At 52.2% G+C, this 14,736-nt stretch carries 13 protein-coding genes and 1 pseudogene; 5 read left to right on the top strand and 9 right to left on the bottom strand.

Annotated features, from left to right (window positions below; translation table 11 throughout):
• Window positions 1-33: 33 nt before the first annotated feature.
• From ACKI61_RS00745 to ACKI61_RS00705, 9 genes are all read right to left on the bottom strand, one after another.
• The gene (locus ACKI61_RS00745) at window positions 34-2,130 is read right to left on the bottom strand and encodes a TonB-dependent receptor domain-containing protein (RefSeq protein ID WP_407455909.1); all 2,097 of its coding nucleotides are present in this window, start codon (window positions 2,128-2,130) and stop codon (window positions 34-36) included.
• Window positions 2,069-2,602, bottom strand: a complete 534-nt coding sequence (locus ACKI61_RS00740) for a hypothetical protein (protein WP_298768766.1) — start codon at window positions 2,600-2,602, stop codon at window positions 2,069-2,071. Before ACKI61_RS00740 ends, ACKI61_RS00745 begins: the two co-directional genes overlap by 62 nt.
• Window positions 2,603-2,771: 169 nt before the next feature.
• Entirely contained in the window at window positions 2,772-3,038 is a 267-nt protein-coding gene (locus ACKI61_RS00735) for a DUF2946 family protein (RefSeq protein ID WP_407455908.1), read from the bottom strand.
• A 29-nt stretch (window positions 3,039-3,067) separates the two neighbouring features.
• Window positions 3,068-3,502: a hypothetical protein gene (locus ACKI61_RS00730; protein WP_407450438.1), complete on the bottom strand. Its 435-nt coding sequence runs from the start codon at window positions 3,500-3,502 to the stop codon at window positions 3,068-3,070.
• Window positions 3,495-4,346 carry a metal ABC transporter permease gene (locus ACKI61_RS00725; protein WP_407450439.1) on the bottom strand — a complete coding sequence of 284 codons (852 nt, stop codon included), beginning with the start codon at window positions 4,344-4,346 and terminating at the stop codon, window positions 3,495-3,497. Before ACKI61_RS00725 ends, ACKI61_RS00730 begins: the two co-directional genes overlap by 8 nt.
• Before the next feature lie 68 nt (window positions 4,347-4,414).
• On the bottom strand, window positions 4,415-5,155 hold the full coding sequence (locus tag ACKI61_RS00720) for a metal ABC transporter ATP-binding protein (RefSeq protein ID WP_407450440.1): 741 nt from the start codon (window positions 5,153-5,155) through the stop codon (window positions 4,415-4,417).
• A 99-nt stretch (window positions 5,156-5,254) separates the two neighbouring features.
• Window positions 5,255-6,316, bottom strand: coding sequence for a metal ABC transporter substrate-binding protein (locus ACKI61_RS00715; protein ID WP_407455907.1), 1,062 nt, complete (start codon window positions 6,314-6,316; stop codon window positions 5,255-5,257).
• An 80-nt stretch (window positions 6,317-6,396) separates the two neighbouring features.
• The gene (locus ACKI61_RS00710; protein WP_407455906.1) at window positions 6,397-6,663 is read right to left on the bottom strand and encodes a hypothetical protein; all 267 of its coding nucleotides are present in this window, start codon (window positions 6,661-6,663) and stop codon (window positions 6,397-6,399) included.
• Window positions 6,656-7,168, bottom strand: coding sequence for a Fur family transcriptional regulator (locus ACKI61_RS00705; RefSeq protein WP_407455905.1), 513 nt, complete (start codon window positions 7,166-7,168; stop codon window positions 6,656-6,658). Before ACKI61_RS00705 ends, ACKI61_RS00710 begins: the two co-directional genes overlap by 8 nt.
• Before the next feature lie 210 nt (window positions 7,169-7,378).
• Between ACKI61_RS00705 and ACKI61_RS00700 the strand changes: the two genes are divergently transcribed.
• The 5 genes and pseudogenes from ACKI61_RS00700 to ACKI61_RS00680 all read left to right on the top strand — a co-directional run.
• Entirely contained in the window at window positions 7,379-8,242 is an 864-nt protein-coding gene (locus ACKI61_RS00700) for a DUF4423 domain-containing protein (RefSeq protein WP_407455904.1), read from the top strand.
• A complete protein-coding gene (locus ACKI61_RS00695; RefSeq protein WP_407455903.1) occupies window positions 8,239-9,570 on the top strand; it encodes a carboxypeptidase-like regulatory domain-containing protein in 1,332 nt (443 codons plus the stop codon). The genes ACKI61_RS00700 and ACKI61_RS00695 overlap by 4 nt, the downstream gene beginning before the upstream one ends.
• Window positions 9,571-9,760: 190 nt before the next feature.
• A complete protein-coding gene (locus tag ACKI61_RS00690) occupies window positions 9,761-12,016 on the top strand; it encodes a carbohydrate-binding protein (RefSeq protein WP_407455902.1) in 2,256 nt (751 codons plus the stop codon).
• A gap of 136 nt (window positions 12,017-12,152) precedes the next feature.
• Complete coding sequence (locus tag ACKI61_RS00685; protein WP_407455901.1) at window positions 12,153-14,261, top strand: carbohydrate-binding protein; 2,109 nt, start codon at window positions 12,153-12,155, stop codon at window positions 14,259-14,261.
• Window positions 14,262-14,422: 161 nt separating this feature from the next.
• A pseudogene (locus ACKI61_RS00680) lies at window positions 14,423-14,736 on the top strand (carbohydrate-binding protein); the annotation flags it as partial.

Here is a 14,736-nt window from a genome sequence, read left to right as displayed (position 1 = left end):
TCCTTTGAGGTTTGGGTAAATTTGTTTGAAATTCTACCATTCGATTTTTGCGAGTGCGCTAAAATTGCGGCCCTTCTCGGGCATGACTGATTTTAGGCGAGAAAGGTGATTACGGATGTCGGCGTCGAATAGGTTGTCGGCGCGGAAAGCGAGGCTGTAGCGGGCGATTGCGAGTTCCCAGCGGATTTCAGTTGACAGGCCGAAGGTGATGTAGCCTGGGGTGCGTTCTTCGTATCGGTCGACCTTGTGCTGGGCGAGGGCCATGTCGGTGTGTGCGCCTGTGCGTACATGTTCCCAGAGGTAGGCGAGTTCGCCGTGGAATTTAAGCGGCGGAATTTGCGGCATGTCGCTCCACTTGTTTTTGGATTCGCTGCGGCTTGAACTATTTGCGTTGCGGTACATGCCGCGTACGTAGCTTGCGGAGGCTGTCGCGTGTATGCCGCGTTCTGCCGCGGTTTCGACGGAGGTGCTCCCGCCAAAAAGGAATGCCTCGTCTCCGCTGACTTGATAGATGGGGAGCAGCTGCGACCAGTTGGTGTCTCCTGTAGCGCGGGGCGCGAGATAGTTCAAGAAATAGGTGGCGTGAGCGGTCGCGCGCCAGGTGAATAAATCGTCGTAAGAGCGATATTCCAGTTCGCTGCCGTAGCCGCTTTCGGCGTCCAGCTTGTGGTTGCCACGCTCGTAGGTGTAAGCGGCGAGATGCGGCCCTTGGTTGTATAATTCTTCGATGGTGGGCGCCCGTGTGGTCCTGAATAAATCCAGCGTCAAGAATTTGCCCACACCGACGCGCTGCGAGAATTCTGCGTCAAACGCCCATAATGCAAAGTTGCGGTCTTCGATGGCGTCTTTGTCGGCCACCACGCTTTCATGCGGGCGAAAGATCGCTCCGCCGAGTCGCGTAGCTATCGTAATTTCAAGCCCACGCCACCCACTCATGCTGACGACTGCAAATGCGGAACCCGCATACGACCGAGTCGGTGGCGTGAACACGTAGCCACCCATTTCAATCCATCGGCGTTCCAATTCTGCGCCCAGGCGAATTCCGAAAAGGGGACCGAAACTTGCCAGGAGTTTTTCTAAGCGCAAGTTCTCCTGATTGACAGCAAACTCGGCTCCCACCGCCCCCTTCTCTCCTTCAAATTCCTTATGATGATAGCGGTTGATGCGAAGTGTGACATCGAGCGTGTCGCGGACGTCATTGGCCGGCAAGTAAAAGCCGCGCAGTGTCAAGTCGCGTTTCCATAATTCAATGTCGACACCGTTCGGGTGCCCGCCAATGAAACCGCCGGGAATTCCGTAGTCGCTATTGAACCAGCGGTAAGAGGCTCCGAAGCGGAAACGCCCCAAGGCGTACGCGGCGCCTACGGCCCCGCTTCCATTTTGAATGTTCGTGTTTTCGAGTGTGCCGTCGGGCGTTTCCATGTCGCCCATGCGGCGAGCCGAAAGTTCTCCTTTAAGTGAAATTCCCGCCGTCGAGGCATTAGCCCCCACGGCCGTTGCGTACCCCGGCTGTGCGCTTTCGGAATACCCCGCGACATAGCCGTGAAAAGGCGCTCCGTCAGAAGATGAATCGTCAAAGGGAATGTCCTTGCGTTCGACTTGAATCACTCCGCCTGCAGCTGAAAATGAATGCGCCAAAATATGCGGCCCGCGCAATACTCGCAATCGGTGTGCGGTTAAAACTTCCGATGCGACGGCATGATCGGGCGAGGTGGCGCTCATGTCTCCACAAAATGAACCGTCTTCGGTCAATTCGACATGGCTCCCTGAAAGTCCCTTGATAACGGGGCGTGCGGCCGCAGGGCCCATGGAACGGATTGCTACGTCGGGCTCGTTTTTGATGGTTTCGGCAATAGTTGTAGAGATAGCGCGTTCGAGTTTGTCGCCTTTTAAATCGTCATCTTCGCGGAGGCCTTCTAAAATCGCATGCGCGGGGCTTTCCGCCTGCACTACCGAACTTCCTAAATCCTGTACAAAATCTTGGGCTGAATTCTGTTCTGTATTTTGAGCAAAAGAAGAGTGAAGGAAGCCTCCCAGAAGGAGGCTTCCCATGGCAGCCCTAATGAGGCTAATCTTCATGTTCGTGCTCGTGTTCCTCGCCCTCTTCCTGGAACGGGCAATCGTGTTCATCCAGAGCCTCGTCAACGATGACCTTGATTTCGGGCGTGCGGGCGTCTGCATGGTCGTGATGATTTACCTTGAGAATCAAGGTCGTTTCGCCTTCCTTGACACCCTTCAGGTGGAATCCCCAGCCGCCTTCCCATTCAATGTCGAGGATCTTTTCGTCACCCACGGTCCAGCCGAGGGAATGCTCGTCGTCCTTGGGGCCCGAGACTTCTTTTTCTTCGTCATTCAGGAACTTGATGTTGATGTGTTCGCTCAGGCAATTCGCATTGACGCGAAGTTCCTTGTGCTCGGAATCGACCTTGCCGCGGAATACGCTGTAAGCAAGGGTGTAGTCGGGCCAGTAAAGGTTCCAACCTTCAACTTCAAAATGTTCGTGCTGGTCGGTAGAGGCGCTGTTGCTGTCGCCGCAGGCGGCAAAGAATACACTAAGGATAACGCCGAAAAAGGCGAAGGAAATGGTCTTGGAAAATTTCATTTTTCTCTCTGTTTTAATTTGTCCATCATAGCGGACTGTTTTAGGATGCAACATGCCTGTCCGCGAAAGACATGCGGAACGCACGTAAAAAATGCGGACAATACTCCAAAACACCTGGCGATTTTTCGCAAGGCAAAAAGCAGGATGTTGCGGTTAAAGTTTTAATAGACTATGTCGAGAGAGCGGGAGGGGCGCGCGGTCTTGAAAAGTGAAAACGCGGGTTTGTTCTGAAAATGCGAGTTTCACTTACTAGTTCGCAGATAACCACCAAAAATACGGCGACATCGGCGGTGTCGCTTGCCGCGTCGAGACCATTCTGTACTAGCGCACAGACCGGGCAATCGTCATGCTCGTCAAAGTCATCGTGATGGTGCTGGGCAATAGAGAGTAGGCCCGCTACCACGAAAGCGACGATTATGGTCTTCAAGAACTTCACTAAAAAATCCAATAATTAAAATAACGAATTTATTTTTCGGTCTGCATTTCAGCATTGCGGATGATGGGGAAACCACCGCCCCCTTCATCGCTTTCAAAATCGAAGTCGCCTGTAATCGTAATCACGTCCCCTTCGGCGGGGTATTCCTTGGGAAATTCGCGCGGTTTTGCAAGTTCAAAGGCGAGCCCCTGCGAACAACAGGCGAGAGCGTCTTGAATGACGCAACCGTAAAAACGCCGCTCCAGTTGTTCGTCGTAATAGCTCGAAAAGATACCCTTCATCTTGATATGCTTTCCGAGATACTTGCTTGGGTACATGACCATTTGGTAAACTTGCCCATAGACCATGGTCCCGCTCATGCGGGAAATGTCAATGTCGTATTTCTCTTTACCGCCGGGTTCCTTTGCAAACAAGGCCGCAAAGGCAAGCAGAACTGCAAGAACTACTTTGAACAACTTAAGCACCTCTGCCTTGAATCAGGCTGATGGAATAGAAGAGGCCGAATGCCACAATATCTGCCGCCACGATGGTGGAACCTACGGGAGTGCCTGCAAGGATTGCGACGACGATTCCGATAAGCGAGCACACGACCGAGATGATGGCCGATGCAACTGTTACCGCGAAGAAACTCTTGAAAACGCGCATGGCCGAAAGCGACGGGAAAACCACCAAGGCCGACACCAGGAGGGCGCCCACCAGGTTCATGGCAAGAACGATGATGACGGCCACGATGACAGCGATCAGCAAATTGAAAATCGTCGTGTTGACGCCGGTCGCCTGCGCAAAGTTTTCATCGAAAGTGATGGCAAAAATCTTGTGGTAGAAAAGAATGAATACGACGAGGACTGCAATCGAGAGTGCAACGCACAGGTAGACTTCTTCTACCCGAAGCGTCAGAATAGAAGTGGAACCGAAAAGCGTCGTGCAAACGTCACCCGAAATATTCGCCGAAGTCGAGAAAACGTTCATCAATAGATAACCGATGGCAAGGGCTCCGACCGAAACCATGGCAATGGCGGCATCGCCTTTGATTCGCGCGTTCTTTCCTGTACACAACAGGAGTACTGCCACAGCGACCGTCACCGGCAAGATAAGCAGCATGTTGTTCGTAATCTTGAGTACGGCTGCAATAGAGAGCGCGCCGAAGGCGACATGCGAAAGGCCGTCACCGATGTAGGAATAACGCTTGAGTACCAGGGTAACGCCCAACAGCGACGAACAGAGCGATACGAGAACGCCCACGATAATCGCATAGCGAACGAAAGGGAAATCTAGATAGAACGAAAGTTTTTCGATAAGCTCGGGCATAAAGGTTTGGGGTCGCGCTTACAGCGCTTTGAGGTATGAGGTTTGAGGAAGTTGCGGCATGAACCTTTTTATTTTTCCTTAGTTGAAATTTTGTTGAAGTCCAGCACGCGGGTGGCATCGTCAAGGGCAGTGTCTACATCGTGAGTGACCATGACGACGGTCATTCCCTTCTGATGCAGCTCTTCGATGATGCGGTACATAGTTTCTGTAGATTCCGGATCGAGGCCGGTCACCGGTTCGTCGAGAAGCAGCAGGCGCTCGGCGGCGCACAGGGCCCTCGCTAAAAGCACGCGCTGCTTTTGGCCCCCCGAAAGCTCGCGGAAGCAAGATTTTGCAAGGCTTTCGGTACGGGTTAGCGCCATGCATTCCATGGCGCGATCCCGGTGCGCCTTTCTGTAGAAGGGCAACAAGCGGTGCTTTCCTTGGAATGCCGACAGTACGATTTCTTCCACCGAGGCCGGAAAATCTTTCTGCACGATCGTCATCTGCGGCAGGTAGCCGATTTGATTTCTGCTTAAACCGTCGCAAAGTTCGATGACTCCCGATTTCGGCTTCAAGAGTCCCGCGATTCCCCTCAAGAAAGTCGTCTTTCCGGAACCGTTGCGGCCCACGATGCACAGGTAGTCACCTGCGTTTATGTCGTAGTCCAAATCGCGTACCAGGTCCTTGCTCCCGTATCCGAGAGTCAACTGGCGACACTTGAGCAACGAGGTATGGGCAGTGAGCTCGGTCGCCCTATCGCTTTCGCTCCAGGGCTCCCTTTGAGAATTTTGGCTTAGATTTTTTTTCTGTATATCTTCACTATTCATTATTCATTCTCAATTTTTAATTTTTTATCGCTCACTACTCGTCACCCTTTCAGCTTGTCATGCCCGATTTAGTCGGGCATCTCCTTTCTACTTAAACAATTATTTAATTGCTTTCTTCAGCACTTCCAGGTTCGACTGCATGATGCTCAGATAGTCTGTGCCGGATTGCATCTGCGCATCCGTCACCGACTGCATCGAATTCAGCGTAAGAACCGGCGTTTCCTTCGACTTCTTGCTGGCGTCAAGAATCGCGCGGGCAATCTTCCCGTTGCTTCCGTCAATCGTGAAAATCGCGGGGAGCGCGAGCGAATCCATCTTGCCGGCCAAGAAGGCTACCGTCTCGAAACTCGCTTCGCTTTCGGCGGAACAGCCAACAAACGCGGCAAAATACTTAATGCCGTAATCATCCACCAGATAGCGAAACGGAAAACGGTCACCAAAGAGGATTGTCTTTAACGAAGCGCTGTCTGTTGCTGCACGGTATTGAGCATCCAGTGCGCTAATCTTTGCGATGTAAAGGCCCGCATTCATGTGGTATTCCGTAGCGTGCGCCGTGTCTACTTTCGAGAGGGCATCGGCAAGGTTCATCACCAGCAGTTCCGCGTTCTTCAGCGAGAGCCAAATGTGTTCGTCGTTTTCAGGCGCCTCGGCATGCTCGTGATGCTCGTGCTCATGTTCTTCGGCATGTTCGTGGTGCTCATGTTCGTGCTCTTCGGCTTCTTCACCGTGTTCATGGTGGTGTTCCTCTTCGGCCTGCATGCCTTCCACGACTTCTTCTTCCTTGACGCGGTCGCCCAAAGCTTCCATCAGGTTCACTTGTACGCGGCCATCCTTCGGCGTTGCTTTCAGCGCTTTCTCGATCCATTCATCCGATTCGCCACCTACGAACACCACCATGTCGGCGCTTGCAATCGCTGCGATATCCTGTGCCGAGGGCTTATAGCTGTGCAAGTCGGTACCGTTCTTGATAAGCAGTTTCAGGTTCACGGCGTCCAGACGGTCTCCGAGGACGTTCTTCAGCCAATCGTACTGCGGATAGATAGTCGCGACAATAGAAACTTTCTTTTGTGCGGGGGCTTTTTCGTTCGATTCCGCGCTGCAAGCGACTAACGTTAGCGCCGTCGCCAAAACAAACATTGCAAATGCTGCAAATTTCTTCATAATAAGTCCTTTGCCCAATCGGGCCAAAATTTGAATCGATGCTTTATTCTCCGTGGCACTTGTCGTGCCCAGTGCGCCAATCAATTCAGTAGCAGGACTTTTTGCGATACGAGAGTTGTCGACGGCGCGACAGCTGCCTTAAAGCAAACTAATTTGAAATAGAAAAACCGTAACGCAAGTTCGAAAGGTGCCACTACCAGTTCCATGCAGACTGAAATCAGTTCCAGGCAGCGGTGGATGTGGTGGCACACGTGGCAGTGTTCGCCGTGGCAGTGGTGTTCCAAGTGCCTCGCGACGTAGAGTGAAGCCAAGACGACGAGCAGCTTGTCAAAGAGTGCCTTAACCATGACGCCTCCGTTGCGAACAACCGGAGCAGCGGCCGAGCAACACGGATTGTTGCTGGTCCAGTTCAAAACCGCTGCGTTGCACCGAAAGCTGCAACACCTTGAGGGCGGGGCCTTCCAGGTGAAAGAACTTGCCGCAATCCTTGCATACGAGGTGCATCTTTTCTTCGCATTGGCCTGGGCCCGTGTAGCGGTAGCGCAACTCGTTGTTGTCGTCGGCCCCGACAATTTGCACGATTCCCGCCTTTTCCATACGGGACAGGTTCCTATATATAGTACTCAGTGAAACTTCGGGCAAACTTTTGGCAATTTCGGACGCCTTGAAAATCCGGTCGGGATTTTCGGCCATGTAGTCCATGATTTTTTGCCTTGTTTGCGTCTTGTATTCCATTTTTCCTCGATTTTCGCAAATTTTCGTCATTTGGAGAGGGCGCGATGCATCCTGCACCGGCTTAATTTGCGAATCGTTCGCAAAATATAGTAAAATTTCGCAAGATTTGCTACTCATTTGCAAATTGTGAGTTTTTTTCTGCGAAATGGGGCTGCATACAGGCCAAATGGGCTGCTTCCCTCTCATTCCTCACCCCACACCTCACGCCTCTCTGTGACTTGCGTCACAATCCGCTTGGATAAAACATCCATGCGAAATTCACACTAGGTATATGTTTTTTTACCAGCAAAGTCTATTTTATTTATGTAAATATACGGGTAAAAAATTATGGTAACGTTTTCTGACATATCGGATTACCGCGACTTCTTGAAGGAGTACTACGACCGCAGGAAGGCTGAGATGCCTTTCTACTCGTACCGTATGATGGGTGACAAGCTGGGGTTGGATTCCAGCTACCTTTACCGCGTGCTGCAGAAGAAGCAGCACCTTCCGGCTCATGCGCTCCCTGCCGCAAAGGAAATCCTGAATCTGTCCGGTCGCGAGGCCGAATACTTTGACTTGCTGTTTTCCGCCGCTGTCACCAAAGACAAGAACAAGCGTGAAGAACTCATGGCCAAGGCCCTCGATCTTAGGGACGTGGACCGCCATAGCTTGCAGGCCGCCGAGCTCAAGCTGCTTGAAAACTGGTGGATTCCCGCCGTGCGCGCCTACCTGGAACTGAACGGTGGCGTGGTGAATGTCAAGCAGATTTCGCGCGATATCTGTCCCCCGATTACCGAGGAACAGGCAAAAGAAGCGATTGACACCTTGCTCGAAGTGGGCCTGGTGAAGAAAATGGCGTCGGGTAAACTGGCGCTGACGGATGCTCACTTGACTGTGGGTGGCCCCGAAAAGAAACAGGCCGTGCGCCACTTCCAAAAAGAAGTGCTCTCGTTGGCAAGCAATGCGCTGGATAACATCCCCGTGGACGAAAGAAATATTTCTACTCTTACATTGTCCGTGGACCAGTCCTGCTTCGACGACTTGGGCGATATGCTTAGGGAATTCAGGCGGCTTGTCCAAAAGAGGGTGGACAGTGCCAAGAACTCGGACCGGGTGATGCAGCTTTCGATGGCTTTTTACCCGATCGCGCGCAAGGGCGGAGTCCGTACCGTTGATTCTGTGGAGGGCGACAAAAGGGAGTCCAAATGAAGAAGTGGGTGTGGCATATAGGTTTGGCTGCGATGGGTGGAATCATCGCGGCATGCACGAGCGGCGACGGGAAGACAAACGATGTCGCTGGTTCTTCGTTTGAAACGGAGAACTCGATTGCTGTCGTGCTTGCGGTGCAGAAGAGTGATGGCTCTCCTGCTGCCCGTACCAAGGTTTTTGTTCGTCCCTCGGATTTTTTGGCTGGCGCGAACAACCTGGTCTTGAGCGACGATTATGATGATTTTGATTCCCCTGTTGTCGAAGAGGATTCTGCTTCGGGAATCTTGAATGTGGAAACGGACAGCCTGGGCATGTTGAACCTTCCGAGGCTTAAGCCAGGCAACTACACGATCGAAGCCCGTGAAGAACTGGGTAAGGGAATTACGCGAGTCGTGGTGACCGATTCCTCGATGGACTCCGTCTCCATCAAGATGACCAATCCCGGCTCCATTTCCGGTCAGGTGTACCTGCCCGAAAACGAGGTGTCGGTGACTGTCGGTATCGAAGGTCTTGATTACTTTGTCAAGACCGATACGGCGGGCAACTTTGAATTCAAGAACGTTCCTGTAGGCTCCTTCAGCGTGGTGGGCTTCGTGTTCCACACCTACAAGTCACTCGACTTGAACGGGGATCCCTCGACATCCAGTGTCTACATGTCGCTTGGCACCCGCAGGACGAACGTCTCTTCTGGTACGGAATCCAGGAACGTGGTGATTGGACAGAAGCCGATTGTCATCGAGAAGGATACGATACCGAAGGATACGACGCCAGTTTATCCGGTGGTCCTGTTCGAGGACTTCGAAGACAGCACCTACGGCTGGTACACCAATGTGTCTAGGTATGCAGAGGCCAAGCTGGGTGTCGATGAAGACGTCCTTGACCGCGAAGGCCTGGTGGCTCACTTCGAGTACTCCAACGACTCGAACTACAACTGGGCCCTGATGGGTCGTTCGCTTGGCGGACTGAAGGACTTCAGCGATCTCGACTCCGTCGTGTTCTGGGCGCGTTCTGCCAAGGGCGATTCCGCTCAGTGGATTAGTCTCTCGTTCGATGTGCAGCTGGACAGCGCAAGCCTTGAAAAGTACGGTTACGAAAATGGCAAGGCTTGGGTCCATATGGAACTGGATACCGTATGGCAGCGTTATGTGATCACGCCTGATGACTTGCTTGAAACCGATTCCACCAGAAACGGTGGAAACATCGGCTGGGATGCCGTCAAGGACCATGTGACGAACCTGAACTTCTTTGGCGGTGGCGTTACGAATGGCTCCCCGTACGAAATGTGGCTCGACGATGTCACTATCTACGGCGTCAAGGACCTAGAGTAAGTTCCCCTGAAAAATAATCTTGAAAAACCGGGCAAAAGTCCGGTTTTTTCGTTATTTTCGGCATTTTGCACCTCATGCCGTTATGGACAAATAGTCAATGGAATCTATGGAGAATGGTGTGAAAAGGCTCTTTTTTCAGAATATCTTTAGATTGAAGGCGTGGAGTATTTTGCCTTCTCAGGAGTGATTTATGGATTGCAAAAAGGTGTGGAAAAGTTTTAGCCTAAAGAAGGCGGCGTGCCTTGTTGCGGGTCTTGCTGTATTTGGCCTTGCCGACAACCCGATTTCAACATATCATTATCTGGCCGACCCGTCGGCGGCATCTGATGGCGATACGTTCTACATTTTGACTGACACTGATGACATGTGCGTCAGTTCCGACCCGTTCAACTATGACATTATCGGTCTTTATGCCTTTACTTCCGAGGACATGAAGAACTGGACCGACCATGGCCTGATTTTCGAGAGAAAACGTGAGTTTGACTATGTCGGCAATACATGGGCTTCTGGCATCGCTGTGAAGGACGGCAAGGTTTACATCGTTTATCCGGATGGCGCTGGTGGCGTGGGCATGATTACCTCCAACAGCATTGATGGTCCTTACAAGGACCCCATTGCCGAAAACCATGGTGTCAACAAGATTGCAAGTCACTGGGGTTCTAGCGTGCTTGGCGGATGCGATGATATCGCGAACTGCTTTGACCCGGGTATCTTTATCGATGACGACGGCAAGGGGTACATCATCTTTGGCGGTGGAAAGAACGACAAGAGACCGTACGGAAATAACTTTGATATTGTGCAGTTCTCCGATAACAATGGCAAGGTTACCGTTGACAAGAATACCCTCAAGCGAATCCAGGCTCCGAACTCCTTCGAGGCTCCCTACCTGCACAAGAAGGGTAGCAATTACTATTTGAGCTTCAACAATAGTTCCCAGGTGATTGACTATAGCATGTCTACAAGCATTACTGGACCTTACACCTATGTGGGCGAAGTAATCCCTGCGATTTGGCAGGTCCCCGATGCAGGAGGCCACGGTGGCAACAACCATCAGGGCTTTGCTGAATTCAAGGGCAAGTGGTATGCCGTCTATCATGACCGCCGTTTGGTTTCCGCCTCGGAACATCCGATTTCCTGTAGCGCCAAGGAAGGCTGCGTGAAGGATCCGGAACCGGGTAACCATAGAAGCGTCTCTATTGACGAACTCACCTGGAATGGCGACAAGATGAACAAGCTTACGTTTACCAATCCGGGCCCGAAGCAGATTAAGAATTTTGATCCGTACAGGACATACAAGGCGCTTACGAGTTCCAAGCAGCGCAATGTACGTAGCCGTACCGACTGGACTCGCGGTCAGGCCGTGAAGCATGTGCTGACTCCGCTCGCCACCAAGGAATCGTGGATTCGCGTCTCTGGCGTGGACTTCGGCAACGGCGCCGAGAACCTCCGCGTGAAGGCTGCGAACGTGGGCGACGGCAACAAGATTGAAATCCGCAAGGGTTCCGTGAGTGGCACGCTTGCTGGTACATGCGAACTTGCAAAGACCAGTGGCTGGAACAACTACACCGATAACGACTGCGCCATGAGCGGCCTTACCGGCGTCGTGGACGAACTGTTCTTCGTGTTCAAGGGCTCTAAGGATTCTACCATGGGTATTCTCGAATGGGAATTCCAGGGCACCAAGCGCGAACCGGAACCGCAGACTGCATTTGGTGGCACGGCCTGGGCTATTCCGGGCAAAATCGAGATGGAAAACTTCGATGAACCGGGTTACGGTGCTGGCAATGATTCTTACAGCGACAACGATACTGACGACCATGGCGCCGAAAGCAATGGGGGCAAGAGTTACCGCGAAGGTACGGGTGTAGACATCTACAAGAAGGCTACCGGCTACGTGATTGGCTACAACCAGGCTGGCGAATGGCTCGAATACACGGTAAATGTGGCTGCTGCTGGCGACTACACGATGTATGCGGCTGTTGCCTCTGCCAATGCGACTTCGAGCTTCAAGCTCTCTATCGACGGCGATGACATTACCGAAGAAATTGCTGTTCCGCAGGCGAGTTCCGGCGAAGAGAACTATGACGACTACAACAAGGTCAAGGCCAATGTGACGCTTCCGGCCGGTGAACACATTCTCCGCTTTACCGTGACCGGTGACTGGATGGATATCGACTACATCAACTTTGTGGCAGGCAAGGACGCCGAAGATACCGAGCCGATGTTCATTAACAACAAGGTAAAGCTTGCGACAGAAGCGACTTCGAGCTTCGATGTGTTTGACCTGAGCGGCAAGAAGATTGCCCACTTCACGGCCCGCAACATGGACGAAGCAAGCCACCTTTGGCAGAGTGGGTCTATCAAGGGTTCCGAAAAGGTTCATGGATTGAGCCTGATTCGTAACTGCAAAAACGGAATGGTTTCAAAGGTGCGTGTGATACGGTAAGTTTCCCATAAACACATCCAACCAGGAGGACACCCCCGAACGGGGGTGCCTTTCCTTGGGAAAGCGCGGTGAGTGCCTGATTTTTGGAGCAAGGGATGGTTCTAAAGGAAGGGTTCGCGCAAAAAAGGAGCAAAAAATGACAATCCAAGAGATTGCAAAGCGTGTGGGTTTCGTCTTTGGTGTGGCGGGACTCTGGAGTATGGCGGCCGCTTCGACGGTCAATGTGGATCTTGGTGAAGAACACCAGGTCATCCGAGGCTTTGGCGGCATGGTGCATAACCAGTGGCAGGGCGGTGGAGGCCTTTCCGAAGCCGACGCAAAAATCGCTTTCGGTACGGGGGATGGAACGCTCGGCCTGAATACGCTTCGTATTCCGGTGTATGCGAGTTCCAATGATTTCAACAAGGAAGTTCAGGCCGCAAAGTATGCCAAGAAGTATGCCGGTGATGACTTTATTTTGTATGCAACTCCGTGGACATCGCCTTATGCGGGTGCAAACCAGCACATGGCTTCTTCGAACTACCAGAAGTACGTGGATCACCTAAACAGCTTTAACGATTACATGAAGAACCAGGGCGTTCCTCTGTATGCAATTTCCATCAGTAACGAACCGGACTGGTGCCATGAATGGGCTTGCTGGACCGCTGACGAAATCTACAACTTCACCAAGGGCTATGCCGACAAAATGCGCAAGAACGGCGCCAAGGTGATTTCAACCGAGTCGTTTGCTTATCAGAAAAGTCTGTATGACAAGGTGCTGAACGATGCCAGTGCCCTCAAGAACTGGGACATTCTCGGTGCGCACTTTTATGCAAGTGAGGCCAATACGGGAGATAACTTCTTCCAGTATCCCCTTGCCGACCAGAAGAATGTGGAACGCTGGATGACGGAACACTACACTGAAAGCGACGGTAGCGGAAACTACTGGCGCGTGGTGATGAGAACAGGTGACCAGGCGAATGTAAATAAGCTTGATACCGTTCGTGCCATGGACGTGGGTTACGAAATCCACCGCGCCATGGTGGTGGGCAATTTCAATCAGTACACCTGGTGGTACATCCGCCGTTGCTACGGCCTGATTATGGAAAAGGATTTTGGCAACAAGATCCAGATTCCGCAGAACGAAATCGGCAAGATTTCTAAGCGAGGCTATGTGCTTTCTCAGTTCGCGCGCTTTGTGCGTCCGGGAGCAGTCCGTGTGGGCGCAACGGCCAAGCCTGAGTCGAACCTGTTTGCTTCTGCCTACAAGAGTGCAAATGGCGACTCCGTTATTGTGGTACTCGTGAACCGCGACTACGGCTCGGCTAAAACCGTGACGGTGAACGTGCCGGGCGTATCGAAGCTTGAAAGCTTCCACATGTACACCACGAGCGAAGCGAAGAATGCAAAGGACGAAGGCTTTGTGGATGTGAAGAACGGCTCCGTGACCATCACTATGGAATCGGGTGCAACGAACAAGGACTGTATCGTGACGCTCGTGGGCGAAATCGGCGACGTGGTCAAGACTCCGCGAGAACCGTTCGGCGGCAAGGCCGTGGAACTTCCGGGCAAGATCGAAGCCGAAAACTTCGACATTCCGGGAACCGGCAAGGAAAATAAGACTTACAACGAAAATGACGCTGACGACCATGGCGCCGGTGAAGGCGGCACAAGCTACCGCGAAGGTACGGGTGTCGACATCTACAAGAAGGCGACCGGATACATCGTTGGCTACAACCAGGAAGGCGAATGGCTGGAATACACCGTGAATGTGAAGGAAGCGGGTGACTACACCTTCTTTGCCGCGGTGGCATCTGCCAATGAGACTTCGGGCTTCCAGATGTCCCTGGACGGTGAAGCGATTACCGAGACGATTTCTGTACCGAAGAACGAAGGCGAAGACAACTATGACGACTACAACAAGGTCTCTGCGAACGTAACGCTCCCGGCGGGTGAACATATCCTCCGCTTCACCGTGATGGGTTCCTGGATGGACGTGGATTACTTCACCTTCGTAAAGGGCAAGGATGCGACCGACCCCGAACCGATTGGTGGCGAAATCATGCTTTCGGGTTCTCGCGTGAAATTGTCGACCGAGGCCGAAAATTACCGCATCTTTGACCTGAATGGCAGCTACATGGGTGCTGTCCGTGCGGCAGGAGCTCAGGAACTCCGCGTCAATACGGCAAGCCTTGTAAAGCGTGGTGGCGTCTATTTGGCGAAATCTGCGAATGGCCGCGTTATGCGCCTCCAGGTGACAAAATAGAGTAATTCGAAATCCAACGCTGAATAAGAACCCGCTGAAAAGCGGGTTTTTCGTTACGTTTTCTTTATCTCCCGTTGACTATTTGTCCATAGTTTTTGGCGAATTTAGCGAAATTTTGCCGTTTTTTTAGGATAATTTTAGAACAGTAAAAGGAGTGTGTTATGGATATCAAAAAGTTTTCGGAATTGCTTACCCCGGCGCTGTGGCTTATTGGCGGGCTTTTGATGCTTGCGACGCTTGCCAATGCGGCACCGAACCCCAATTTCCACATTTATATTGCCTACGGTCAGTCCAACATGGCGGGTAACGGCGATATCGTCCCTTCCGAAGACCAGGACAAGTATTCCGAAAAGTTCCTGATGCTTGCCTCGCATAACGCGAATGCAAGCCAGCGTAGCGGCAAGACGAACCAGTCCATCAAGACTGGCGAATGGTACACTGCGATTCCCCCGATGTTCCACGCTTTCGAGAACCT

Origin of the sequence: Fibrobacter sp. (assembly GCF_045601785.1) — a bacterium.
Lineage (GTDB): Bacteria > Fibrobacterota > Fibrobacteria > Fibrobacterales > Fibrobacteraceae > Fibrobacter.
This window is presented reverse-complemented; position numbering and strand designations above follow the sequence as displayed.